Below are 22,154 nucleotides of genomic sequence, written 5' to 3'. Positions count from 1 at the left end.
GTCGACCGCCGGCGTGCGATCCCGCCGGCGTGCCTTCCGACCGGCGCCGCCCGACGTGGCCGGACGCACGTCGCCCGCCCCGCCCGACCGCCGTACCGTGTCAGAGGCACAAGAAGTGCCGGCGGCGCTCGAGCCGCCCCTCCCCCCATTCCCGGAGCCACCCCCGCGATGAGTACGACCACGCAGCCGCCCGCCGCCCCCGCGACCACCCGTCGCCGGACCGGACTCTCGGCGCGACACCTCCACTTCATCGCCCTCGGCTCCGCGATCGGCACCGGCCTGTTCTACGGCTCGGCCGGCGCGATCCAGGCCGCCGGCCCCTCGGTGCTGCTGGTGTACCTGCTCGGCGGCGCGGTCGTGTACTTCATGCTCCGCGCGCTCGGCGAGATGGCGGTGCGGATGCCGATCTCGGGCTCCTTCGCGGAGTACACCCGCCGCTTCCTGGGTCCCTGGGCCGGGTACATCACCGGCTGGATGTTCGCCTTCGAGATGCTCATCGTGTGCCTCGCGGACCTCACCGCGATCGCGATCTACATGCGCTTCTGGTTCCCGGACACCGACCAGTGGATCTGGGTGGCGCTCACGCTGCTGGTCGTGGGCGCCGCGAACCTCGCGAGCGTGCGCTGGTTCGGGGAGCTCGAGTTCGCCTTCACGATCGTGAAGGTCGGCGCGGTGATCGCGATGATCGCGGGCGGCGCGGCGATCCTCGCTGTCGGGCTCGGCGATGCCTCGACGCCGACGGGCCTGTCGAACCTCACGGCCGACGGCGGATTCTTCCCGCACGGGCCGGGCGGGATGATCAGCGCGTTCATCCTGGTGCTCTTCGCCTTCGGCGGCACCGAGATCATCGGCGTGGCCGGCACCGAGGCGGAGGATCCCGGCACGGCGATCCCGAAGGCGGTCAACACGGTCCCGGTGCGGATCCTGCTGTTCTACGTCCTCGCGATCGGGGTGATCCTGCTGCTGACCCCGTGGCGGCAGATCACGGGCGAGGAGTCCCCCTTCGTGCAGATCTTCGACACCCTCGGCGTGAGCTGGGCCGCCGCGGCGCTGAACCTCGTGGTGATCACGGCCGCGCTCTCCGCGATCAACGCGGACCTGTTCGGCGCGGGCCGCGTCGTCGCCGGCATGGCCCGGCAGCACCTGGCCCCGGCGGCCCTGTCCGGCACCGTCCGCGGCGTGCCGGTCGTGACCACGCTCGCGATGCTGGGCGTGCTCGTCGTGGGCGTGCTGCTGAACTGGGCGCTGCCGGAGTCGGTGTTCACGATCGTCGCCTCGCTGGCGACCTTCTCGACCGTGTTCGTGTGGCTGATGATCCTGCTGGCCCAGGTCGCCTCCCGCCGCGGGATGAGCGTCGAGGAACGGGACGCGCTGCGGTTCCCGGTCCCCCTCTGGCCCTACGGGCAGGTGTTCGCGATCGCGTTCATCCTGTTCACGATCGGGATCATGGTGTGGATCAGCGAGTACCACACGGCGCTGCTGACGGGCGTGGGCTTCATGGCGCTCATGAGCGTGCTCTACCTGGTCACCGTCCGACGCCGCCTGCCCCGGGGCTGACCTGCAGGCTCAGCCGTCGCAGAGCGAGGTGTCGGCCGTGCGGGTGGTCGCGCCGTCCACCGCAGGGGCGGGCGGCGAGGACGGGGCGCTCGTCGTCGGCCGCTCGGTGTGCGGCGTGATGTCGCCCGAAGCACCGGCCCCGGCGCGCTCGTCCCGCCCCTCGTCGTCGGTCCCGACGCGCTCGTCCTGCTCCTCATCGCCGACGTCCCCCTCGTCGGAGGGGTCGACCGGCTCGTCGGAGGGGACGACCGGCTCGTCGACCGCGAGGGCCTCGAACACCGCATCGGCCGACGCCGAGGGCACCACGCGGTTGCGGTCCGTGGGCGCCGGCTCCCACGGCATCGTGAGGAAGGTGATGTGCTCCGGGTCCACCCGGTTCACCCGCTTGCCGAGCCCGGCGAGATCTGTGGCGCGGCTCAGCCCGGGATCCACCGTCAGGGAGGACGTGGTCGCGTCGAGGAAGGGGTAGAGCCGGTCCGGCCGCGCGATGACGCGGGAGCTGGTCGCCTCCTGCACCACGGCGGACATCACCATCTGCTGATGCCCGAGCCGCGCGATGTCGCTGCCGTCCCCCACGGCGTGGCGGGTGCGGGCCAGGGCCAGGGCGTCCCTGCCGTCGACCACCTGCTCACCGGCGGGCAGGTCGAGGTCCGCGTACGTGTCCTCGAGCGCCTCGGGCAGGCACACGTGCAGCCCGTCCATCGCGTCGACGATCGTGATGAAGCCTTCGAAGTCCAGCTCCACGAAGTGGTCGATCTGCACCCCGGTGAGCTCCTCGACCGCGGCGACCGAGCAGGACGGGCCGTAGTTCAGGACGGAGTTGAGCATCCCCCGGCCGCCGGCGAAGCTGCCGCTGCCGGTGTCGGCGCAGGCGGGCAGGTCCATGAGGGTGTCGCGCGGGAGCTGGACCGCGTCGATCCGGGAGTCGTCCTCCGAGAGGTGCGCGAGCACCATCGCGTCGCTGCGCCGGGAGCCGTCGCCCGGCCCGAAGTCGTCCCCGGCCAGGTCTCGGGTGTCCGAGCCGAGCAGCAGGATGTTCAGCGCACCGCCGCTCTCCCGCGGGGTCGAGGTCTCCCCCGGCCGGAGCGGGGCGGTGGCGATGTTGCCCTCGAGATGGGTGACGGTCCCCGCCAGTCCGAGCACCACGGCGACCACGAGGGCCAGGGCGAACGCCGCGAGAGCGGCGAGTATCCGCCCGCGCCGGTACACCAGCGTCGGCCCGTCCCGACGGTGCGAGCCCGCGGCGGGGCGGGGCGGCGGTCGGTGTCCGCTCGGGGAGCTCTCCAAGGTCGCGGACCCCTCCTTCTGCTCGTCGTGCCTGGTCCGCCGACCAGGTCACCACGGGAAGGGCCCCGAGCTCCAATAGTCCCGGCGCGGGGATCCATGCAGTGCCCCTATGCACCGCCGCTCGGGCCAGGTCAGGCGCTCGGCGCCTGCTCGATGAGCGCGAGGAACTCGTGAAGCGCCGGGTTGGGGAGCTCGTCGGGCCGATGGATGATGCCGAGGGAGCGGTGCACCGGCGGATCCAGCGCCACCGCGATCCCCCCGTACGCGGGCGCAGTGCGGGCGAGCGCGGTGGGGACGACGGTCAGCCCCTCGGCCGCGAGGGCGAGGGGGACCAGGCTGTCGCGCTGGGTGGTGGTGATCCGGTGCGCCGGGAGGGCGCCCAGCCCGCGCAGGGCGGTGTCCGTGAGCTGACGGATCGAGGTGCCCCGCGGCAGGGTGATCAGCGACCTGTCGGTGACGTCCTGCGAGGTCAGTGGGCCCTCGTCGCCGGCTCCGCGGGCTGCGGCGGGGAGCACGGCCGCGAACTCCTGAGCGGGCAGCGGGATCGCGGCGAGGTCGCCCGGCACCCGGTCGATCACGCCGAGCGCGGCATCGGCCCGCCCCACCCGGATCGCCTCGACGAGCTCCTCGGCGTCGTCGACCGTGAAGACCTCCACCCGGATCCCCGGATGCGCGCGGTGGAAGCGGCCCAGGTGCCCGGGCAGCTCGGTCGCGATCAGCGAGGGCAGGCCGGTCAGGCGCAGGGAGCCCGCGGTGAGGGAGCGGGCAGCGCCCACCATCGCGTCGATCGAGCCCATCTCCGCGAGAGCCCTCCGCCCGGCGGCCACCACGCCGCGGCCCGTCTCGGTCAGCTCCATCCGGCGGCCGACGGGGAGGAACAGGCGGGCGCCGAGCGTCTCCTCGAGGGCGTGGATGCGGCGCGAGAGGGAGGGCTGGGAGATCTGGAGGACCTCGGCCGCAGCGGTGAAGGAGCCGTGGTCGATGACCGCGATGAGCGCCTCCACCTGCGCGAGGCTCGGGCCGGTGCTCGCCATCTCGTCCGCCTCTCTCCCCGCCCGACCGGTCGCCGGGATCGCTGCGCCGAGAATACCGAGACCTCGAGCGCCCGGGCGGGGTCCCAGGAAGGCTCCGGACGGGCCGGTAACCTTCGCGGTGTGACCACGCTCACACCGAGATGCCGTGAGGATCCGCCGGTTCATGACGTCTTCCCGGTGTCACCATTCGCAGGCCCGATCCCGGGCCGTCAGGAAGGAGCACTCATGTCCGAGTCGAAGATCCCCCAGACCGGCCAGCAGCAGGAGCGGCAGGCGGCCGAGCAGGCCGCGGCCGCGAAGGAATCCCGCGAGCAGGAGCGCCGCGAGCAGCAGGAGTCCACCCCGCACGGCCCGCTGCAGACCAGCCGCGGCATCACCACCCTCGACGAGACCGTGGTCGCCAAGATCGCCGGCATGGCCGCACGCGAGGTCCCCGGCGTGTACGACATGGGCAACGCCGTGCGTCGCGCGTTCTCGGCCGTCACCGACCGCTTCCCCAGCGGCCAGACCAGCGTCACCGGCGGCATCGCGGTGGAGAAGGGCGAGACCCAGGCCGCGGTCGACGTCACCGTGGTCGTCGAGTACGGCGCCTCGATCGTCGAGGTCGGCAACGCCATCCGCCGCAATGTCATCGAGCAGGTCGAGGGCACCACGGGTCTCGAGGTCATCGAGGTCAACGTGAACGTCGTCGACGTCCACCTGCCGGGGCAGGATGACGAGCCCGCCGCCGAGCAGCGCAGCACCGACCTGAAGTGATCCATCGGGTGCAGGGCCGGGCCGAGCGCCCGCCCTGCGCCCCGATCGAGGAGTCGTCATGAAGACAACACAATTCGCCCTGCTCGTGGGATTGCTGCTCGGCGCCGTCCTGGCCTTCGGCGGCATCGGCCCGTTCTTCCTCGTCCTGCTCTCCTCCGCGATCGGCCTCGCCGTCGGGATGACGATCGAGGGTCGCATCGAGATCCGAGGCCTCACCGATCGCTGGAGGCGGTGACCATGACCGCCGCCCACGGCATCGCCCCGGCGGAGAGCCGGGGCGCGACCAGCATCCCCGCCCAGGTCGTGGCCAGGATCGCGGAACAGGTCGCCTCCGAGGTCGCCCACGTCGGCTCCGGCGCCGGCGGCGTGCTCGGCGTCGGCGCGCGCCGCGATTTCGAGGCCCGCCCCTCGGCCCGCTGCGAGCTCTACGGGCGCACCGCGGTGCTGACCCTCGACGTCGGCGTCCGCTTCCCGACCCCGCTCGCCCCGACGCTCCGCGCGCTCCGCACGCATCTGCGCGAGCGGGTCCAGCACCTCACCGGACTGGAGGTGGGGCGCCTGGACATCTCGATCACCTGGCTGCATCCGACCACCGGCACGAGGAGGACCCTGCGATGAGCACCGCTCCCCCGCGCCTGGTCCGGCGCCCCGCACGCACCGTCCCGGCGACCCTGCTGGGCCTGCTGCTGCTCGCCGCCGGCGCCACCGCCCTCTGGCTGCTGATCACGCTGCTGGTGGACGGGTCCTGGCCCGCCTCCGCGAGATCGGCGCTCGCCGCCGTCGGCGCGCAGCGCCTGGACTCCACCCCGATGCTCGTCGCCGCCGGGGTCCTGGCCGCCCTCGGGCTGCTCCTGCTGCTGGCCGCCCTGCTGCCCGGTCGCCCCTCGCGCGGTCTGGTGCTCGCCGGGGACGTCCCCGGCGGGACCGCCGTCGCGCATCGGGACCTCGCCCGCCGCGTCACCCGGCGCGTGGAGGCCGTGGACGGCGTGCACAGCGCCCGCACCACGCTCTCCGGACGGCGCCTGCAGGTCCTGGCCCGCACCGTGGTCGACGACTCCGAGACGGTGCTCCGCGCCGCCCGCACCGCCGTCGAGGAATCCGTCGACGAGCTCCGCCCCGAGACCGCACTCCGCACCCGTGTGCGGATCCAGCGGCTGAACCGAGAGGACTGACCCATGCGCTCCGTCTCCGGACCCCGCAACCGGCTCGCGCTCGTCGTCGCCGGCGTCCTCGCCCTGCTCGCCGCGGCCTGGATCGGTGCGGCGGGCCTCGGGCTCACCGCCCGCTGGCCCCGCGCCGAGGCGGTCCTCCCCCATGGGGACTCGACCCCCACCTCGCTCGCCGCGGCGCACGAGGCCTGGCTGCTCCCGGTCGCCGTCGCGGCCGGCGTCCTCGCCGCACTGCTGGGCCTCTGGCTGCTCCTGGCCCAGATCCCCTCCCGCACGTCGACCCCGGCGCTGCGACTGCGCGACGAGGACGGCGAGGGCGCGCTGCTCGGCACGCTCGACCCCGCGGTCCTCGAGCGTGCGCTCTCCGACCACGCGGAGGAGGTCTCGGGCGTGCTCGACGCCTCCGTGCGGATCAGCGGCGCCGCCTCTGCCCCGTGGGTGCAGGCCTCGGTGACGATCTCCGAGGATGCCGAGACCGCCTGGGCGGTGGAGGCGGTGCGCGAGCTGCTCGCCGACGACGTCCGCACCGTGCTGGGCTCCCCCGTGCGATCGGTGGACCTGCTGGTCCACCTGCGCTCCGCCGCGACGCCCTCGCGGGCGGTGCTCACCGGGGCCGAGGGCGCGGCCCCGCGACCGCTGCAGCCCTCATGACCGCCGAGCAGGCACTGGACGAGCACACGCTGGTCCTGCGGGCACAGGATGGCGAGACCGCCGCGTTCGAACAGCTCGTCGACCGTCACCAGGGGCGCCTGTTCCGCATCGCCTTCATGGTGCTGGGAGACCGCCAGGAGGCGGAGGACGTGGTCCAGGAATCGCTCGTGCTCGCCTGGCGGAGGCTCGGTCTGCTCGAGGATCCGGCCGCCTTCCGCGGCTGGGTCGCGCGGATCTGCTCGCGCGGCGCGACCGACGTGGTGCGCCGCCGTGCCCGTCGGGCGACCGCACCGGCCGAGGCCGAGGACCTCGACCACGGCCCGGAGAGCCTCTACCGGCTCTCGCCCGGCGGCGCCACCGCCGCCGACCCCGCCCGGAGCGCCCTGGTCAACGCCCAGATGCAGGCGCTGGCCCGGGTTCTCGCCGAGCTCGACCCCGACGTGCGCCTGTGCTGGGTGCTGCGGGAGATCGACGGCATGTCCTACCGCGAGATCTGTCGCGCCGTCGACGCCACCGAACCGACGGTGCGCGGGCGGATCTCCCGGGCGCGAGCCCGGATCGTCCATGAGATGGAGGAATGGAGGTGAATCCGATGCACCACCCCGAACAGCACGGCCCCGACGAGGACGCCGCCGCCACCCGGCGCTACCTCGACCTGATCCGCACCGTCCACACCGAGTGGGACGAGCTGGAGAGGGCCGGGGACAGCTCGGTCCAGCTCTCCGCCGGAGCGCTGGCCACCGTCAAGGAATCGGTGCGCGCCGATGCCCGCCACGGCGCCCACGTGCACCTGCCGCCCACCCCGGCCGGCCCGTACACCGTCTCCGAGCTGGCCCTGCGCACCCTGGTGCGCCGCGAGATCGACGCGATCCCCGGCGCGAGGGCGCTGCGCACCACGTTCGAGCACGACGAGACCCCCGACTCCGCCACGGGACGATCCCGCGGCCTGCCCACGAGGGCGCTGTGCCGGATCTCCGTGCGCCTCGGCGCCGAGGACCTCCCCGGCCTCGCCGAGCAGATCCGTGCCGCGGTGCGACGCGCCGCGGCGACGGAGCTGGGACTGGACGATCTCGTCGTCGACATCCACATCGAGGACCTCCATGAGCACTGACCTCACCCCTGACCCTCTCGATGCCGCCACCCTGGTGGACGTGGTCACGGCCGTGCCCGGCGTGGACGGTCTCGAGCCCGGCATCGCGACGACCCTGCGCACCCTCGACGCACGGCTGCGCCGCGGCGACACCTCCGCCGCCCGCTACGGGCTCGTGATCGACCGCGAGGCGGGTCGGATCGTGGTGGAGATCGCCGTGAACGGCGCGCTCCCGGTGCGCCGGGTCGTGGAGGACGTCCAGCGCGCCGTCCACCGCGCGGTCGCGGACGCCGCAGGCGTCCCCTCCGAGGTGCTGGTGCGCGTGCAGTCCCTCGCGCCGGCCGCGCCGTCGGATATTCGGTAGCCCTCCGGCGCGGGCACCGCGAGGATGCCCGCATGGGACAGACTCCGGCCGACGGGACCATCCACCAGCATCCGCTCGCCTACCTGCTGGGGCTCGAAGGCGTCGCCCTGATGCGCGCCTTCGCCGGCGAGCATGACCGTGCTTTCACCGAGGCCCGGATCGCCGAGGTGCGCGAACTCCTCGACCGCGCCGAGGAGCTGGGCCCGGGGCCCGCTTCGAGCACGGCGACCTCACCGCGATGCCGCTCGAGGACGGCGCCGTCCAGCACCTGGTGTGCAGCCTCGCGCTCACCCACCTGCCGGACCTCGCCCCGTTCTTCGCCGAGGCGGCGCGGGTGATGCGCCCGGGCGGGCACCTCATCGCCCTCGACACCCGCACCCACTTCCTCGGCTCCACCCGGTACCCGCTGGTCAAGACCGCCCCCGACGGCCGGATCGGCTACGTCCCGGGGCACCATCACAGCGTCGGCGACTACCTCCGCGCCGCCGTGCCGCACGGGTTCCTCGTGCGGCACTGCGTGGAGGGTCGCCACGGCGAGCGCACCGTCGACCCCGCGCACGAGGCCGGCCCGCTCGCCCCCGGCCCGCCGAACATCTGGGAGCTGCACCCCTGGGCCCGCGCGGCGACCGACGCCGCGAAGGCCGGGCAGGTCGGCGTGGTGGCCTGGGACTTCGAGCTGCGGCCGGAGATCTGACCCGGCGCGACGCCTGGGATCAGCCCCGGACGGCCCGCGCGATCTCGTGCATCTCGTCGAGCCGGGCCCACTCGTCGTCGTCCGTGCCGGCGTAGACGTAGGAGATCCGCCCGGCGTAGCCGGCATCGCGCAGCACCTCGAGGCAGCGGGTGAGGTCCCCGGCGTCCAGCACGCCCGGCGCGGACTCGCGCACCTTCACCTGGGAGCACTCGGCCTCCCCGGCGACCGCGGCGATCTGGGTGTACTTGTCCTCGCCGTTCCAGTTGCCGGTGTCGATCAGGAGACCGACGGCCCCCTCGAGGCGATCCAGCAGGTCACGCGTCACCTCGGCGTCGACCAGCAGGGACTTCCAGTTCTCGGTGAGGACGCGGAGGTCCGGGTGCTCGGCGGCGAGCGCGCGCAGGCGCCGGGCGCTGGCCGCGATGGTCTCCTCGCTCGGGGCCTGGTCGCCGGCGGGGACCCGCACCCGGGGGACGCCGAGCTGCTCGGCGATGTCGAGCCAGCCGGAGAGCCAGCGCTGCTGCTCATCGCCCTGCTCCGGATGGGTGAGGTCGCCGTCGTCCACGAGCAGCACCTCGATGTCCACCCCCGCGGTGTCGAAGGCGTCCCGCACCTCGGCCAGGTACGACGCGTCGGTGCGGGGGAGGTAGAAGTGGCACAGCTGGGCGCTGGCGAAGCCATGGGCGGCGAGCTGCCCGGGCAGCTCGAGCAGCGCCAGCCCGTCGGCCGAGGCGTTCTCGGTGAGCCCGCCCGACGGCGCGGAGCCGGGGGCGACGAAGCGGCCCATGGTGCGGAACAGCGACCAGGTGTGCAGGGCCTTGATGGAATCGAGCGAAGGGGTGGGATCGAGGGCGGTGGTCATCGGGATCTCCTGTCGTGGGGCGGACGGTTCGGATATGTCGGTTCGGATCGGTCGGTTCGGGTCAGACGGTGAGCACCTCGACGCCCGCGTCCCGGAAGGGTCCGAGGATCGTGTCAGGGGCGTCGTCGGTGGTGACGAGATGGGTGAGGTCCTCGACGGCGCCGAAGCGGAAGCTCGAGGCGTGCGAGAGCTTCTCCGCCGTGGCCAGCAGGACGCGGCGGGTGGAGCTCTCGATCGCGGCGGCCTTCAGGGCGGCGTCCTCCGGGTGGTCGGCGAGCAGGCCGCGGCGCGGGGAGACGGCGCAGGCGCCCAGCAGCAGGACGTCCGCGGAGACGCCGCGCAGGTAGTCGATCGCGGGGCCGCTCATCATCGCCAGGGTGTCCTGCACGAGCGGCCCGCCGGGGATGTTCACCCGCGGCCCGGGGCTGGATCCCAGCACCATCGCACTGTGCAGGGAGAGGCAGACGGCGGTGATCGGGCGGCCCACCAGCTCGACGGCGGCGGCGTGGCAGGTGGTGCCGTTGTCGATGATCACGGTGTCCGAGTCCTCGATGAGGGTGCAGGCGGCCCTGGCCAGAGCGGCCTTCCGCGCGACATCATCGGTCAGGCGCAGCGAGTAGGGGATCTCCTCCTCGGAGCGCACCGCGCGGGTGGCGCCGCCGGGCACCCGGCGCAGCGCGCCGTGGGCCTCGAGCACGGCGAGGTCGCGACGGATCGTCACGGCGGAGGCGCCGGTGAGGCGGGCGAGCTGGTCCACCGTGAGCTTTCCGGAGGTGCGGAGCGACTGGATGATCAGTTTCGCCCTCAATGATCGCTGCACATGATCATCCAATCACATAGCGTGATCCACGGACAGTCTCCCGCCCACTCTCTCGAGGTCCCTCCACCATGCCCCCTTCCCTCCGGTCCGCGCGAGCGGCCGTCTTCACCGCGTTCTTCGCCTGCGGTCTCGCCATGGGCGTCTGGCTGGTCAGCATCCCGGCCGTGCAGGCCGCGACCGGCGTCTCCCACGCCGTGCTCGGCGGCCTGCTCCTGCTGCTCGGCCTGGGCGGCGTGATCGGCATGCAGGTCTCCGGAGCCCTGTCCCAGCGGATCGGCTCGAAGCCGGTGACGATCGCCTTCCTCGTGCTGCTTGCCCTTGCGGTGAACTTCCCGCTGCATGTGGGCGGGCCCGTGATGCTGGGCGCGGCGCTGCTGGTCTTCGGCTGCATGAACGGCGCGGTGGATGTCGCGATGAACGACCAGGCGGTGCTCGTCGAGCGCGCCTACGGCCGGCCGATCATGTCCGCCTTCCACGCCCTGTGGTCGGTGGGCGGCGCGGTGGGCGCGCTGCTCGGCGCGGGGGTGCAGAGGGCCCAGCTGCCGATGTCGCTCGCGGCGCTCGTCGGCACCGTGGTGGTGCTGGCCTGCGCGGTGGTCGCCGCACGGCCGCTCCTGGGCCGCGTCCCGGCGGAGCCCGCCGCCTCGACCGATGCCGCAGCGCCCACCGGTTCCTCCGCGCGCCTCTCCCCCGCGACCCGTCGGCGCGTGATCGGCTTCGGAGCCCTCGCCTTCCTGCTGATGCTCGCCGAGGGCGTCGCGAACGACTGGGCCGCGCTGCACGCCGTCGAGAAGCTCGAGGCGCCCACGTCCACGGCGGCGCTCGCCTACGCGGTCTTCGCCGTCTCGATGACCGTCGGCCGTCTCACCGTGGACCGCGTGGCGGGCCGCTTCGGCCCGGCGTTCGTGGTGCGCTACGGCTCCGCGCTCGCCGCCGCCGGACTGCTGGTGGTGATGCTCTCGCCGGCCTTCGTGCTGACCGCCGCGGGCTGGTGCCTGTTCGGCCTGGGCCTCGCCGGCGTGGTGCCGCAGCTGTTCACCGCCGCGGGGTCCGTGGACCCGGCGCGGCAGAGCATCATCATGTCCCGCGTGGTGGGCGCCGGGTATGTGGGCCAGCTGGCCGGGCCCGCCCTGGTGGGCGCCGCCGCAGGCCTGGTGGGCCTGAACCTCGCCTTCGTGCTCCCGTTCCTGTTCTGCCTGCTGGGCGTGGTGATCGCCCGGATCGTCACCCCCGAGCAGGAGGCGGCGCCCGACGCGACGGCGCCGGGCGCCGAGGCGTCCTCCGAGGTGCGGTGAGGCCCTGAGGGCCCCGCTCTCAGGGCAGGCGGTTCGCCGTCGTGAGGTTCTCGCGCAGCTCCTCCGCGGTCTGCCGCACCACATAGGCGGGACGGTCCCGCTCCACGCGCCAGGACTCGCCGAGCGGGCTCACGTCGACCGCGTCGAAGCCGAGCTCGTCGTAGAACCTCGTCACGAACTCCACCGCCTCGGGGTGGTCGCTGGAGGTGGCGAGCGCGCGCCGGTTCGCGGCGCCGGCCGGGGCGGTGTCGGTGGTGATGTCGCCGGAGGGGATGTGGTTGAACGCCTTGACGACCTTCGAGGTGGGGAGGTGCTCCTGGAGCATCTGCGAGGTGGTGGTCTCGCCCTTCTCCAGCGCCTCGATGCGCCCGTCGCGCTCGTGGTAGTAGTTGTTGGTGTCCAGCACGATCTTGCCTGCCAGCGGCTCGACCGGGACCTGATCGAGGGCCTTCAGCGGCACCGTCACCACGACGACGTCCCCTGCTGCGCCGGCCTCCGCCGCCGTGGCGGCGCGGGCCTTCGGGCCGAGCTCCGCCACGAGATCGGCGAGCGTCTCCGGGCCCCGCGAGTTCGCGATCACCACGTCATACCCTGCCGTGAGGGCGGCCCGTGCGACCTGGCTGCCGATGTGTCCTGCACCGATGATTCCGAGAGTAGTCATGACCCGTGCAACGACGGGCCGCCCCGCTGTCTTCCCGTGTGTCGGCAGATGACGCCGACAGCGGACAATCCCCGTGACGCACGGCCCGCGCCCGCCGTACGCTCCCCGGATGACCATGCACGACGATGAGCTCGAGCTCCCGCACGATGTCGCGGTGCGGCTCCTCGTCGCGCTGCTCCCCGACGTCTCCCCGGGCGACATCCACCCCCTCGAGAGCGCGGCGACCACCAGCCGCATCGTCCGCATCGGCAGCGACCTGACGGCCAGGTTCCCGATGGTGCGGGCCGACGTCGACGCATCCCGTCGGGCGATCGAGGCCGAGCATCGGGCGATGGCGGAGCTCGCCCGGCACAGCCCGCTGCCTGCCCCGCGACCGGTCGCGATCGGGGAGCCCGACCCGGAGTTCCCGATGCCCTTCTCGGTGCAGACCTGGGTGCCGGGGGACGTGGCGGACCCCGCCTCGATCGCCGACTCGGACGCCGCCACCCGGGATCTCGCCGGGCTCCTGACCGCCCTGCACCGCGCCCCGACCGGAGGACGCGCGTTCGAGGGACCGGGCCGCGGCGGCGACCTCGCCGCGCACGACGGCTGGGTCCAGCAGTGCCTCGAGCGCAGCCGCGACGTGCTGCCGGACCCTGAGCTCGACGCACTGGCCGGGGCCTGGACGCGCTGGCGCGAGCTGGAGCCGTCAGGACCGGACGTCATGTGCCACCGCGACCTGATCCCGATGAACCTCCTCCACGCCGACGGCCGCCTCACCGGGGTCCTCGACACGGGCGGGTTCTCCCCGGCAGATCCTGCCGTCGACCTGGTCGCGGCGTGGCACCTGCTCGACGGACCCCGCCGGCAGCAGCTGCGCGAGCAGCTGGGCACCTCCGACCTCGAATGGGAGCGCGGCGCCGCCTGGGCGTTCGAGCAGGCCATCGGGCTGGTCTGGTACTACGTCACCTCGAACCCGCCGATGGCCGAGCTGGGCCGGTCCACGCTGCGGCGCCTGCTGGAGGATCCGCTGGTCGGGGCGCGCACCGGTCACCCCGCCTGATCCGTCCGCCGCTCGGTCTACTCTCGGCCCAGGGAACGCCCCGTCCCCGCGACCGCCCCCGAGGAGCACCATGCCGTTCGCTGACGAGATGATCGATCGGGGCACCGTCCTCGATCTCGCCGCCGCCCTGGAGAAGGCCGCGCCCGGCACGTCGCCCGACCGGCTCCGGGAGACCGCCGAGACCTTGTCGCCGCTGGCGCTTCGCGAACGGGTCGACGCGATCCGTGCCGCGATGCTCGGGGACCTCGACGGGTCGTATCCGGAGGTCGCCGCGGTGGTCCGGCGCGCGGTCCAGGGGTCACCGACGTTCCGCGGCTGGTTGATCTGGCCGGTCTCGACCGCCGTCGCGGAGTCCGCGGCGGCCGACGGCGGCCCGGCCGCGACCGCCGACGCCCTCGATCTGCTCGCCGAGCTCACCAGCCTGCTGAGCTCCGAGTTCGCGCTGAGGATCCTGCTGCGGCACGACCTCGAGCAGGTCCTGGACCGCGCTCTGGAGTGGACGAGCTCGAAGGACGAGCACGTGCGGCGCCTCGCCTCCGAGGGCACGCGCCCCTATCTCCCGTGGGCGATCCGGGTTCCGCGCCTGACCGCCGATCCCGGCGTGACCGTCCCGATCCTCGACCGGCTCCACCGCGACCCGTCGGAGTACGTGCGTCGCTCCGTCGCGAACCATCTCAACGATCTCAGCCGGGACGACCCGGCGCTCGTGGTCGCCACGGCCGCCCGCTGGCTCGAGGCGTCGGCGGAGAAGACCACGCAGAAGCTGGTCCGCCACGCGCTGCGCACCCTGCTCAAGCGGGGCGACCCCGCCGCGCTCGCGCTGCTGGGGTACCCGGATCCCGCGGGCGCGCTCGCGGTGGACGGCCCGCATCTGGACCGGGAGCGGCTCGAGGTGGGCGAGTCGATCGAGCTGCGGGCGAGCGTGCGCAACACCGGCACGGAGCCGGTGCGCCTGATGATCGACTACGTGGTCCACCACGCCACCGCCGCGGGCACGCAGAGCACGAAGACGTTCAAGCTCACCACGGCATCCCTCGATCCCGGCAAGGTGCTCGCGGTGCGGAAGTCCCATTCGTTCCGTCCGATCACCACCCGGCGCTATTACGACGGGCCGCACGCGATCTCCCTCCAGATCAACGGGGTCCCCTCCGGGAGGCAGGACTTCCACCTGGCCGTCCCGTCGGACGGCTGACCGCCGCGAATTCGATTGTCGGGACACCATTGCGGCCCTACTGTCGAACGATGCATCCCGCTGCGGCCGCCCGCGCCCGACTCGCCGCCGCCGACCTCGTGCGCTCCTTCGGGCTCGCGGCCGACGAGGTCGTCGACCTCCACGACTCCAACCGGCTCACCGCGCGTCTGCTGCCCTGCGACCTCGTCGCCCGCATCGGGCCTGCGGAGCTGGGCGGGTCGCAGGTCGAGGTCGACCGGGCGCTGAGGCTGCTGGAAGCCGGAGCCCCCGTCGGCCCGCTCGATCCGCGCGTCCCGCCGCAGGTGCACCTCCGGGACGGATTCGAGATCACCCTGTGGAGCCACCTCCCGTCGAACCCGCGCCCGGAGCTGCCGCCCGAGGAGTACGCCGACGCCTTCGTGCGCCTCCACGCCGCGATGCGCGAGGCCCAGCTCGAGGTCCCCCCGTTCTCCCACCGCGTCACCTCCGCCCTCGACCTCCTCGAGGACCCCGAGCGCACCCCGCGCCTGACCGACCCGGACCGCGCCGCCCTGCGCGACGCCCTGCGCGAGCTCGGCGGCAGGATCAGCCGCAGCGGTACCCAGCAGCCCCTCCACGGCGAGCCGCATCCGGGCAACCTCCTGGACACCCCGGGCGGACCGCTGTTCATCGACCTCGAGACCTGCTGCTCCGGCCCGGTCGAGTTCGATCTCGCGCATGCCCCGGCGCAGGTCGCCGAGCACTATCCGGGAGTGGACGCCGAGCTGCTCGCGGACTGCCGGATCCTGTCCCGCGCGATCGCGACGACCTGGCGCTGGGACCGCGAGGACTCCCTGCCGGACGGCGAGCTGCTGGGCATCGGCTGGCTCGACCAGGTGCGGGCGCTGCGAGCTCGGCCCCGGCGGTCCACGCAGCCCACGCTGACGATCGTGTGCGGCCTCCCCGGCAGCGGGAAGACCTCCGCCGCGGACGCGATCGTCGAGGCCACGGGCGCGATGCGCCTCAGCCCCGACGACTGGATGGCCCGGCTCGGCGTCTCCCTGTGGGACGAGGGCCTGCGCGAGCGCATCGAGCAGCTGCAGTGGCAGATCGGCCAGGAGCTGCTCGAGCAGCGAGCGGACGTGGTCATCGAATGGGGCACCTGGGGGCGGGGCGAGCGCGACCGCCTGCGCGAGGACGCCCGGGCCCTCGGCGCCCGCGTCGAGCTGATCGTCCTCGATGCCGAGGACGAGGAGCTCTGGCGACGCATCAGCGCCCGTGGCGCGGAGGATCCGCCGCTCACCCGCGAGCACCTCGCCGGCTATCGCGCCGCCTTCGAGCGGCCGACGCCCGAGGAGCTCGCACTGTTCGACCCGCCGCAGCGGCTCTGACCACGGCCCCGCACCCCTTGACCGCCCCGGGGAACGCGAGTGTGATGGCCTCATGACCTCACTGAGCGAACGCGCCGAATCCCTTCTCGCCCTCCACCATCGTTCGACCCCGGTGGTGCTGCCCACCGTGTGGGACGTCTGGTCCGCCCAGGCCGCGGTCTCCGCCGGCTTCGAGGCGCTGACCATCGGCAGCCATCCGCTGGCCAACGCCGTGGGAGCCGCCGACGGCGAGGGCATGAGCCTGGACCAGGCGCTCGAGGGCATCGCCCGGATCACGGCCTCCGTGGAGGTCCCGGTCTCCGCCGACATGGAGTCCGGCTACGGCGCCGATCCGGCGGAGCTCGCCGGGCGCGTGCTCGAGGCCGGCGCGGTGGGCCTCAACATCGAGGACACCGTCCACTCCGAGGGCCGGCTGCGCGGTGCCGAGGAGCACGCCGACTACATCGCCGGGATCCGTCGCGGGGCCGACGCGGCCGGGGTGCACCTGGTCATCAACGGACGCACCGACGTGTTCTCAACCGACGAGGAGATCCCGGACCGCCTGGCCGAGGCGATCACCCGCCTGACCCTGCTCGAGAAGGCCGGTGCCGACTCGCTGTACCCCGTCGGCGTGCCGGACGTGGCAACGCTCGAGGCCCTGCTCGCCGCCGTCAGCACTCCGCTGAACGTCACCGCCCATCCGGTGAACGGCGCGATCCCGGACGGCCTCGACCTCGCCCGGCTCACCGAGCTGGGCGTGCGTCGCGTCAGCTACGGGCCGCTGCTCCAGGCCGCCCTCGCCGACCACCTCGCGGAGGTCACGAAGGCCTGGCGCTGAGAACCTCTGGTCACCGCCCCTCGCCGGACGTACGCTTTCCCGCGGCGGACCGCGATCTCCTGATCCCGGCCGCCGCGACGCGAGGAGCGCACCCCATGCAGCATGCTCAGCTCGGACGCACCGGAGCGACCGTCTCCCGGCTCGTCCTCGGCACCATGAACTTCGGCCCTCACACCGCGGAGGAGGACGCCTTCGCGATCATGGACCACGCTCTCGAGCAGGGCGTGACCTTCTTCGACACCGCGAACGTGTACGGCGGGGAAGGGAAGAAGGGCCGCACCGAGGAGATCGTGGGCCGCTGGCTGGCCCGCACCGGCACGCGCGATCAGATCGTGCTGGCCACGAAGGTGTACGGCGAGATGGGGCCCGGCGCGAACGACCGCGGGCTCTCCGCCCTGAACATCCGCCGCGCGGTCGATGCCTCGCTGCGCCGCCTGCAGACCGACCACATCGACCTCTACCAGATGCACCACGTGGACCGCTCCGCGCCCTGGGAGGAGATCTGGCAGGCGATGGACCTGCTGGTCGCGCAGGGGAAGGTCAGCTACGTCGGCTCCTCGAACTTCGCCGGCTGGCACCTCGCGCAGGCCAACGAGTCCGCCCGTGCCCGCCACTCCCTGGGCCTGGTCTCCGAGCAGTCGCTGTACAACCTGCTGTCGCGCGAGATCGAGCTCGAGGTGCTGCCCGCGGCCGAGCACTACGGGATGGGCGTGATCCCGTGGTCGCCGCTGGCCGGCGGGAAGCTGGGCGGCCGCTCGAGCGACGGCGTGCGCCGCGGCAGCGCCGAGCCCACCGAGCAGCTGACGCAGTGGGAGGCGTTCTGCACCGGGCGCGACCTCGCGCCCGGTCAGGCGGCGCTGGCCTGGCTGCTGCACCGGCCCGGGGTTCTCGGCCCGATCATCGGCCCCCGCACCATGGAACAGCTGGACTCAGCGCTCGGCGCCTTCGACATCACCTTCACCGACGAGGACCTCGCCGCGATCGACCAGATCTTCCCCGGCCCCGGCGGCGCGGCCCCGGAGGCCTACGCCTGGTGACCGGTCACCAGACGAACACGCCCACCAGGGCGGCGGAGAGCAGCGAGACGAGCACGCCGGCGAGCAGCATCCTGCCCACGTTGCGGGAGATCAGCTCGTTCTTCTCGCGGTCCACGAGGCCCTTGAAGGCGCCGATGATCATGCCCACTGTGGAGAGGTTCGCGAAGGACGTCAGGAACACCGTCAGCACCGCCTGATGGTGACGGTCGTAGCCGCCGACGTCCCCGGTGATCTGCCCCATCACCACGAACTCGTTGGTGACGAGCTTGAGGCCCATCATCTGGGAGACCTCGGTCGCCGTGGCCGGGTCCAGCCCCAGCAGCATCGCCGGGACGAAGAGCACGACGCCGAGGATCGCCTGCAGCGACAGTCCCGAGTGGAGGAGGCCCAGCAGCTGGTTCACGAGCGCCGCGAGCGCCACGAAGGCGATGACGTTCGCGAGCACGATGAGCACGATCCGGCCCGCGCCCAGGATCGAGTCGCCGAGGAAGGAGAAGAACGGCTCCCGCTCCGGCTTCCCCGCCGGCTCGGCATCCGGCTCCGCGTCGACGTCGGCCTCGACGGTGCCCACGCCGACGATCACGTCCTCCTCGGCGGGAACCTCGACGGGGAACAGCAGGCTCGCCATGAGCAGAGCGTTGATGCAGTTCAGCGGCACGGCGGTGAGCACGAACTCCGCGGGGACCAGCTGTGTGTAGGCACCGATCAGCGCGGCGGTCACGCAGCTCATCGACATCATCGCGATCGTGACGGTGCGCTGCGGGGACATGTGCTTCAGCTGCGCACGGGAGACGGCGAGCGCCTCGGTGTTGCCGAGGAACATCATCTCCACGGCGAAGAAGGTCTCGAACCGCGGCTGCCGGGTCACGAAGCTCAGTCCGCGGCCCACCCAGCGGATCACGAAGGGCAGCACGCCGAGGTAGCTGAGGATGTCGAACAGCGGGACGATCAGCAGGATCGGCAGCAGTGCGCTGACCACGAAGTTCACCGGCTCGGGGTCGACGCCCGTGGGGCCCACCCAGTCCTGCAGGGCGAAGCTGATGCCCTCGTAGGAGACGTCGACGAGCCACGCGAAGCCCTCCGCCGCGGCACGCACCGCGGCACGGCCGACGGGGAAGCTCGTGAGGAACCAGGCGATGACGGCGTTCAGCGCCACCATGAGCCCCACGGACTTCCAGCGGATGGCCCGACGGTTCTTGGAGAACAGCCAGCCGAGCGCGAGGAAGACGGCGACGCCGAGGATGTTCAGTGCGAGGTACACCAGGATTCTCTTTCCTGCCGGGGCGGGATCCGGCGGCGGTCACCCTACCCGTCGGCCGCAGGCGACGCCCGGCACCAGCTGTCCACCCTGAGGGGGACCGGGTCCATCCCGCAGGAGGATCCGCAGGGTGCAGCGCCCTTCCTACGATGCTGACATCCGCCGGGAACTCCGGACGGGAAGCACATCACGACGAAGGGATCCCACCCGTGACCACCTACGGCACGATCACCCACCACGGCACCGGCAAGGGCACCGCGAGCCTGCTCCTCGGCGTCTGCTCCCTCCTGGCGGGATGGGTGCTCATCGCCCCGGTCATCGGCCTGATCCTCGGAATCTCCTCGCGCGGGAGCGAGCCGATGGCCCGCGGCCGCGCCGGCTGGGGCATCTTCCTGAACGTGCTCGCGATGATCGGCTGGATCATCGCCCTCGTGGTGCTCCTGGCGACCGGCGTGGGCGTCGCCGTCCTCAACGGCGACCTGGGGCCCCTGCTGGGCGGCTGAGCTCAGCCCTGTCCCGGCGCGAGCCCGCGCGCGACGTCGGCGATGTAGGCCTCCGGGACCACGGCCAGACCCTCCGCGTCGGCGATCTCGTCGATCCGCGCAGCCTCGTCCTCGGGCACCCAGGTGCCGTGGTCGTCCTGCGAGCCGTCCGCGGCGAGCGCGGACTGGAACCAGAGCGTCCCGGCGCCGAGCTCGCGGGCGGTGCGGGCCACGCCCGGCAGATCCCGCTCGAGCTCGAAGCCGGGCCAGGGATAGACGTACAGGATGTCGGCCGATTCCGGCCTCACCCCGGTCCGGCGGTCGACGATCTCCCCGTCGACCAGCTCCGTCTCCGAGACGTCGTCCGGAGCGGGACCGCCGAAGACGGTCACGGCGAACCCTGCGCGGGCGAGGGTGTGGGGCACATCGGTGGAGGGCCAGTTGTGCAGCAGCACGTGATGGGCGGCGGCGAGGATCTGTGCGGGGTCGGTCATGGCAGACCTTTCCTCAGGGGCGGGCTGGTCAGCCCACCAGCAGGCAGAACGGGTGGCCTTCGGGGTCGCCCATCACGTGGAGCGGCTCGTCGGGGTCGTGGCTGCGGTCCATGAGCGGCGTGGCCCCGAGGGCCTCGGCCCGCGCGCGCTGGGTCTCGAGCTCGGCGGCGTCGGGCACCCGGAAGTCCATGTGCAGCTGCATGGGGATCTCCTCGCTCGGCCAAGTGGAGGGACGGAGTTCCGGCTTTCCCTGCACGGCGAGGACCCGGTGCTCCTCCGCGTCGAGCAGCACGATCCAGTCGGTGTCGTCGGGCGCCGGCGGCGGCGGGACCTCGTCACCGGGGCGGTAGTGCAGGCCCAGCAGCTCGCGGTAGAACTCCGCGAGGGCTCGCGGGTCGCGGGCGTCGAGCGCGGTGCAGCTGAGCACGGGGTACGTCATCGGAGCCTCCTCGCCCGAACCTCCCCGGCGGAGCCCGCCGGGGCCTACTCTCGGGCGCATGCTGCGACCCATCCTCACGCACGTGGGCAGATCCTGTCCACACCCATGTCGAGAACCGGGCCGCAGCTCCGACCACGTCATGGAGGCACCCCGCCGCCACTGCCGAACCGCTGAGGAGCGACCATGAAGTACGTCATCCTGATCCACTCGAATCCGCAGCCGTGGGGCCACCCCACGCCCGATTACCTCCCGGAGCACCAGGCCCTCCCCGCCGAGGAGCGCGAGGCCGGCAATCGTGCGTTCGACGAGGGCTTCGCCGAGGTCATCGACCGCGGCGAGCTGGTCCACGCCGAGGCGCTCGCCTCCCCCACCGCCTCGCGGCTGTTCCGCTGGAAGGGCGATCAGAAGATCGTGGTCGACGGCCCCTACGCCGAGGGCCGCGAGCACCTGGCCGGGTTCTTCCTCGTGGACACCGAGACCCAGGAGCGCGCCGAGGAGATCGCGGCCCTGTTCGGGGCGCGCGGCGAGACGGTGGAGCTCCGCCCCGTGATGAGCGAGGGTCCCGACGAATCCTGAGCCGGGCGTGCCCTTCGAGGACGTGTGGCGCCGCGAGGCGCCGCACGTCCTGGCCGCGCTGCTGCGGCGCAGCGGGAACCTCGCCGCCTGCGAGGACGCGGTGCAGCTCGCCCTGCTCGCCGCCGCCGAGCAGTGGCCGCGCGAGGGGCTTCCCGAGGAACCCCGGGCCTGGCTGCGCACGGTCGCGACCCGCCGCCTCGTGGATGCGGTGCGCTCGGACGCCTCCCGTCGGGCACGGGAGGAGCGGGCGTTCCGGCTGGAGGAGCCGCTGCACGGGGCCGACGGGCCGGAGCCGACGAGCGCGGGCGAGGACCTGCTGGGCCTGCTCGTGCTGTGCGCGCATCCGGCGCTGAGCCCCGCCTCGCAGACCGCGCTGATGCTGCGGGCGGTCGCCGGGCTGCGCACGGCGGAGGTCGCCGAGTGCTTCTTCGTGCCGGAGTCGACGATGGCGCAGCGGATCAGCCGCGCGAAGGCCACCCTGCGCGCGCACGGGGCCCGCTTCGCCCCGCCCCGTCCCCAGGAGCTGCCGCGCCGCCTGCACGCGGTGCGGCACGTCGTCGCCTCGATGTACTCCCAGGAGCACGCCCTCGCCGAGCTCGGCGAGGGCGCGGTGCGGCTCGCCCGCGCGGTCCGCGCCGCCGGTCCCGACGAGCCGGAGAGCGCCGGGCTGCTGGCCCTGCTGCTGCTCACCCACGCCCGGGCCGCTGCCCGCCGCGACGGGGCCGGGGAGATCGTGCCGCTGCTGGAGCAGGACCGCTCGCTGTGGGATACCACCCTGATCGCGGAGGGAGTCTCCCTGCTGGAGGAGGTGCTGCCGGTGGGGCCCGTCGGCCCCTTCCAGCTGCAGGCGGCCATCGCCGCCGTCCACGCCGAGGCGCCGACGGGCGAGGCGACGGACTGGCCGCAGATCCTGGAGCTGTACCGGATGCTCGAGCAGGTGGAGCCCACGCCGTCGGTGCGGCTCGGCCTCGCCGTCGCGACGGCCGAGGTGCAGGGCCCGCAGGCCGGCCTGAACCTCCTCGCCACGGCCGACGGGCGGACCCACCGCCACGACGCCGTCGAGGGGCACCTGCTGGCCCGACTGGGCCGGGACGACGCCGCCCGCGAGGCGTTCCTCCGCGCGGCCGACGCCACCCGCAGCCTCCCCGAGCAGCGCTACCTGCTGCGCCTCGCGGCGGCGGCCGGAACGACCTGAGGTCGAGCGCTCAGCGGGAGACGGGAGCCCCTG

General features: G+C 73.3%; 26 protein-coding genes and 1 pseudogene. 19 read left to right on the top strand and 8 right to left on the bottom strand.

Annotation, left to right across the window (positions count from 1 at the left end):
* Positions 1 to 168 precede the first annotated feature (168 nt).
* Complete coding sequence (locus CFK41_RS00245; protein WP_096797856.1) at positions 169 to 1,557, top strand: amino acid permease; 1,389 nt, start codon at positions 169 to 171, stop codon at positions 1,555 to 1,557.
* Between the two features lie 9 nt (positions 1,558 to 1,566).
* Here the strand turns inward: CFK41_RS00245 and CFK41_RS00240 are convergent, their stop codons facing one another.
* Complete coding sequence (locus tag CFK41_RS00240) at positions 1,567 to 2,844, bottom strand: LCP family protein (protein ID WP_227873143.1); 1,278 nt, start codon at positions 2,842 to 2,844, stop codon at positions 1,567 to 1,569.
* A 131-nt stretch (positions 2,845 to 2,975) separates the two neighbouring features.
* Entirely contained in the window at positions 2,976 to 3,878 is a 903-nt protein-coding gene (locus tag CFK41_RS00235) for a LysR family transcriptional regulator (protein ID WP_096797855.1), read from the bottom strand.
* 225 nt (positions 3,879 to 4,103) lie between these two features.
* Here CFK41_RS00235 and CFK41_RS00230 point away from each other — a divergent pair, with 225 nt between their 5' ends.
* From CFK41_RS00230 to CFK41_RS00195, 9 genes and pseudogenes are all read left to right on the top strand, one after another.
* A complete protein-coding gene (locus tag CFK41_RS00230) occupies positions 4,104 to 4,634 on the top strand; it encodes an Asp23/Gls24 family envelope stress response protein (RefSeq protein ID WP_096797854.1) in 531 nt (176 codons plus the stop codon).
* A gap of 58 nt (positions 4,635 to 4,692) precedes the next feature.
* Positions 4,693 to 4,869, top strand: coding sequence for a hypothetical protein (locus tag CFK41_RS17865; protein WP_169928756.1), 177 nt, complete (start codon positions 4,693 to 4,695; stop codon positions 4,867 to 4,869).
* A 2-nt stretch (positions 4,870 to 4,871) separates the two neighbouring features.
* On the top strand, positions 4,872 to 5,252 hold the full coding sequence (locus CFK41_RS00225; protein WP_096797853.1) for an Asp23/Gls24 family envelope stress response protein: 381 nt from the start codon (positions 4,872 to 4,874) through the stop codon (positions 5,250 to 5,252).
* Positions 5,249 to 5,806 (top strand): DUF6286 domain-containing protein, encoded by a 558-nt coding sequence (locus CFK41_RS00220; protein WP_096797852.1) that lies wholly within the window; start codon positions 5,249 to 5,251, stop codon positions 5,804 to 5,806. The genes CFK41_RS00225 and CFK41_RS00220 overlap by 4 nt, the downstream gene beginning before the upstream one ends.
* Positions 5,807 to 5,809: 3 nt before the next feature.
* On the top strand, positions 5,810 to 6,454 hold the full coding sequence (locus tag CFK41_RS00215) for a hypothetical protein (RefSeq protein ID WP_096797851.1): 645 nt from the start codon (positions 5,810 to 5,812) through the stop codon (positions 6,452 to 6,454).
* Entirely contained in the window at positions 6,451 to 7,041 is a 591-nt protein-coding gene (locus CFK41_RS00210; RefSeq protein WP_096797850.1) for an RNA polymerase sigma factor, read from the top strand. Before CFK41_RS00215 ends, CFK41_RS00210 begins: the two co-directional genes overlap by 4 nt.
* Before the next feature lie 5 nt (positions 7,042 to 7,046).
* Positions 7,047 to 7,565: a hypothetical protein gene (locus tag CFK41_RS00205; RefSeq protein ID WP_227873142.1), complete on the top strand. Its 519-nt coding sequence runs from the start codon at positions 7,047 to 7,049 to the stop codon at positions 7,563 to 7,565.
* Positions 7,555 to 7,908: a hypothetical protein gene (locus tag CFK41_RS00200; protein WP_096797848.1), complete on the top strand. Its 354-nt coding sequence runs from the start codon at positions 7,555 to 7,557 to the stop codon at positions 7,906 to 7,908. Before CFK41_RS00205 ends, CFK41_RS00200 begins: the two co-directional genes overlap by 11 nt.
* Positions 7,909 to 8,113: 205 nt before the next feature.
* Positions 8,114 to 8,602, top strand: a pseudogene (locus CFK41_RS00195) (class I SAM-dependent methyltransferase); the annotation flags it as partial.
* 19 nt (positions 8,603 to 8,621) lie between these two features.
* On the opposite strand, the gene CFK41_RS00190 reads toward CFK41_RS00195, so the two are convergent.
* Both CFK41_RS00190 and CFK41_RS00185 read right to left on the bottom strand, forming a co-directional pair.
* The gene (locus CFK41_RS00190) at positions 8,622 to 9,464 is read right to left on the bottom strand and encodes a sugar phosphate isomerase/epimerase family protein (protein ID WP_096797847.1); all 843 of its coding nucleotides are present in this window, start codon (positions 9,462 to 9,464) and stop codon (positions 8,622 to 8,624) included.
* A 61-nt stretch (positions 9,465 to 9,525) separates the two neighbouring features.
* A complete protein-coding gene (locus CFK41_RS00185) occupies positions 9,526 to 10,272 on the bottom strand; it encodes a DeoR/GlpR family DNA-binding transcription regulator (RefSeq protein WP_321169380.1) in 747 nt (248 codons plus the stop codon).
* Positions 10,273 to 10,352: 80 nt separating this feature from the next.
* On the opposite strand from CFK41_RS00185, the gene CFK41_RS00180 reads away from it, so the two are divergent.
* Positions 10,353 to 11,579, top strand: coding sequence for an MFS transporter (locus CFK41_RS00180; RefSeq protein WP_151904616.1), 1,227 nt, complete (start codon positions 10,353 to 10,355; stop codon positions 11,577 to 11,579).
* Positions 11,580 to 11,598: 19 nt separating this feature from the next.
* Here CFK41_RS00180 and CFK41_RS00175 read toward each other — a convergent pair whose 3' ends face one another.
* The gene (locus tag CFK41_RS00175) at positions 11,599 to 12,240 is read right to left on the bottom strand and encodes an NADPH-dependent F420 reductase (protein WP_096797845.1); all 642 of its coding nucleotides are present in this window, start codon (positions 12,238 to 12,240) and stop codon (positions 11,599 to 11,601) included.
* Between the two features lie 109 nt (positions 12,241 to 12,349).
* Here CFK41_RS00175 and CFK41_RS00170 point away from each other — a divergent pair, with 109 nt between their 5' ends.
* The 5 genes from CFK41_RS00170 (at position 12,350) to CFK41_RS00150 (ending at position 17,677) form a co-directional block, all read left to right on the top strand.
* Positions 12,350 to 13,282: an aminoglycoside phosphotransferase family protein gene (locus CFK41_RS00170; RefSeq protein WP_096800860.1), complete on the top strand. Its 933-nt coding sequence runs from the start codon at positions 12,350 to 12,352 to the stop codon at positions 13,280 to 13,282.
* A 70-nt stretch (positions 13,283 to 13,352) separates the two neighbouring features.
* Complete coding sequence (locus CFK41_RS00165) at positions 13,353 to 14,474, top strand: DNA alkylation repair protein (RefSeq protein WP_096797844.1); 1,122 nt, start codon at positions 13,353 to 13,355, stop codon at positions 14,472 to 14,474.
* A gap of 50 nt (positions 14,475 to 14,524) precedes the next feature.
* Entirely contained in the window at positions 14,525 to 15,823 is a 1,299-nt protein-coding gene (locus tag CFK41_RS18075; protein WP_096797843.1) for an AAA family ATPase, read from the top strand.
* A 52-nt stretch (positions 15,824 to 15,875) separates the two neighbouring features.
* Positions 15,876 to 16,640, top strand: a complete 765-nt coding sequence (locus CFK41_RS00155) for an isocitrate lyase/PEP mutase family protein (RefSeq protein WP_096797842.1) — start codon at positions 15,876 to 15,878, stop codon at positions 16,638 to 16,640.
* A 95-nt stretch (positions 16,641 to 16,735) separates the two neighbouring features.
* On the top strand, positions 16,736 to 17,677 hold the full coding sequence (locus CFK41_RS00150; RefSeq protein ID WP_096797841.1) for an aldo/keto reductase: 942 nt from the start codon (positions 16,736 to 16,738) through the stop codon (positions 17,675 to 17,677).
* A gap of 4 nt (positions 17,678 to 17,681) precedes the next feature.
* Here the strand turns inward: CFK41_RS00150 and CFK41_RS00145 are convergent, their stop codons facing one another.
* Positions 17,682 to 18,938, bottom strand: a complete 1,257-nt coding sequence (locus CFK41_RS00145; RefSeq protein ID WP_096797840.1) for a NupC/NupG family nucleoside CNT transporter — start codon at positions 18,936 to 18,938, stop codon at positions 17,682 to 17,684.
* 206 nt (positions 18,939 to 19,144) lie between these two features.
* Between CFK41_RS00145 and CFK41_RS00140 the strand changes: the two genes are divergently transcribed.
* Positions 19,145 to 19,438: a hypothetical protein gene (locus CFK41_RS00140; RefSeq protein WP_096797839.1), complete on the top strand. Its 294-nt coding sequence runs from the start codon at positions 19,145 to 19,147 to the stop codon at positions 19,436 to 19,438.
* A 2-nt stretch (positions 19,439 to 19,440) separates the two neighbouring features.
* Here the strand turns inward: CFK41_RS00140 and CFK41_RS00135 are convergent, their stop codons facing one another.
* Positions 19,441 to 19,911 carry a hypothetical protein gene (locus tag CFK41_RS00135; RefSeq protein ID WP_096797838.1) on the bottom strand — a complete coding sequence of 157 codons (471 nt, stop codon included), beginning with the start codon at positions 19,909 to 19,911 and terminating at the stop codon, positions 19,441 to 19,443.
* A gap of 28 nt (positions 19,912 to 19,939) precedes the next feature.
* On the bottom strand, positions 19,940 to 20,350 hold the full coding sequence (locus CFK41_RS00130; RefSeq protein WP_096797837.1) for a VOC family protein: 411 nt from the start codon (positions 20,348 to 20,350) through the stop codon (positions 19,940 to 19,942).
* A gap of 183 nt (positions 20,351 to 20,533) precedes the next feature.
* Between CFK41_RS00130 and CFK41_RS00125 the strand changes: the two genes are divergently transcribed.
* Entirely contained in the window at positions 20,534 to 20,926 is a 393-nt protein-coding gene (locus CFK41_RS00125) for a YciI family protein (protein ID WP_096797836.1), read from the top strand.
* A gap of 7 nt (positions 20,927 to 20,933) precedes the next feature.
* Positions 20,934 to 22,121: an RNA polymerase sigma factor gene (locus tag CFK41_RS00120; RefSeq protein WP_096797835.1), complete on the top strand. Its 1,188-nt coding sequence runs from the start codon at positions 20,934 to 20,936 to the stop codon at positions 22,119 to 22,121.
* Positions 22,122 to 22,154: the final 33 nt, after the last annotated feature.

The organism is Brachybacterium ginsengisoli (assembly GCF_002407065.1).
Lineage (GTDB): Bacteria > Actinomycetota > Actinomycetes > Actinomycetales > Dermabacteraceae > Brachybacterium > Brachybacterium ginsengisoli.
This window is presented reverse-complemented; position numbering and strand designations above follow the sequence as displayed.

Bases quoted from the DNA above. Each gene is read 5' to 3' on its own strand.
- CFK41_RS00245 (WP_096797856.1), top strand. From the start codon at position 169: ATGAGTACGACCACGCAGCCGCCCGCCGCCCCCGCGACCACCCGTCGC.
- CFK41_RS00235 (WP_096797855.1), bottom strand. From the start codon at position 3,878: ATGGCGAGCACCGGCCCGAGCCTCGCGCAGGTGGAGGCGCTCATCGCG.
- CFK41_RS00230 (WP_096797854.1), top strand. From the start codon at position 4,104: ATGTCCGAGTCGAAGATCCCCCAGACCGGCCAGCAGCAGGAGCGGCAG.
- CFK41_RS17865 (WP_169928756.1), top strand. From the start codon at position 4,693: ATGAAGACAACACAATTCGCCCTGCTCGTGGGATTGCTGCTCGGCGCC.
- CFK41_RS00225 (WP_096797853.1), top strand. From the start codon at position 4,872: ATGACCGCCGCCCACGGCATCGCCCCGGCGGAGAGCCGGGGCGCGACC.
- CFK41_RS00220 (WP_096797852.1), top strand. From the start codon at position 5,249: ATGAGCACCGCTCCCCCGCGCCTGGTCCGGCGCCCCGCACGCACCGTC.
- CFK41_RS00215 (WP_096797851.1), top strand. From the start codon at position 5,810: ATGCGCTCCGTCTCCGGACCCCGCAACCGGCTCGCGCTCGTCGTCGCC.
- CFK41_RS00210 (WP_096797850.1), top strand. From the start codon at position 6,451: ATGACCGCCGAGCAGGCACTGGACGAGCACACGCTGGTCCTGCGGGCA.
- CFK41_RS00205 (WP_227873142.1), top strand. From the start codon at position 7,047: ATGCACCACCCCGAACAGCACGGCCCCGACGAGGACGCCGCCGCCACC.
- CFK41_RS00200 (WP_096797848.1), top strand. From the start codon at position 7,555: ATGAGCACTGACCTCACCCCTGACCCTCTCGATGCCGCCACCCTGGTG.
- CFK41_RS00190 (WP_096797847.1), bottom strand. From the start codon at position 9,464: ATGACCACCGCCCTCGATCCCACCCCTTCGCTCGATTCCATCAAGGCC.
- CFK41_RS00180 (WP_151904616.1), top strand. From the start codon at position 10,353: ATGCCCCCTTCCCTCCGGTCCGCGCGAGCGGCCGTCTTCACCGCGTTC.
- CFK41_RS00175 (WP_096797845.1), bottom strand. From the start codon at position 12,240: ATGACTACTCTCGGAATCATCGGTGCAGGACACATCGGCAGCCAGGTC.
- CFK41_RS00170 (WP_096800860.1), top strand. From the start codon at position 12,350: ATGACCATGCACGACGATGAGCTCGAGCTCCCGCACGATGTCGCGGTG.
- CFK41_RS00165 (WP_096797844.1), top strand. From the start codon at position 13,353: ATGCCGTTCGCTGACGAGATGATCGATCGGGGCACCGTCCTCGATCTC.
- CFK41_RS18075 (WP_096797843.1), top strand. From the start codon at position 14,525: ATGCATCCCGCTGCGGCCGCCCGCGCCCGACTCGCCGCCGCCGACCTC.
- CFK41_RS00155 (WP_096797842.1), top strand. From the start codon at position 15,876: ATGACCTCACTGAGCGAACGCGCCGAATCCCTTCTCGCCCTCCACCAT.
- CFK41_RS00150 (WP_096797841.1), top strand. From the start codon at position 16,736: ATGCAGCATGCTCAGCTCGGACGCACCGGAGCGACCGTCTCCCGGCTC.
- CFK41_RS00135 (WP_096797838.1), bottom strand. From the start codon at position 19,911: ATGACCGACCCCGCACAGATCCTCGCCGCCGCCCATCACGTGCTGCTG.
- CFK41_RS00130 (WP_096797837.1), bottom strand. From the start codon at position 20,350: ATGACGTACCCCGTGCTCAGCTGCACCGCGCTCGACGCCCGCGACCCG.
- CFK41_RS00125 (WP_096797836.1), top strand. From the start codon at position 20,534: ATGAAGTACGTCATCCTGATCCACTCGAATCCGCAGCCGTGGGGCCAC.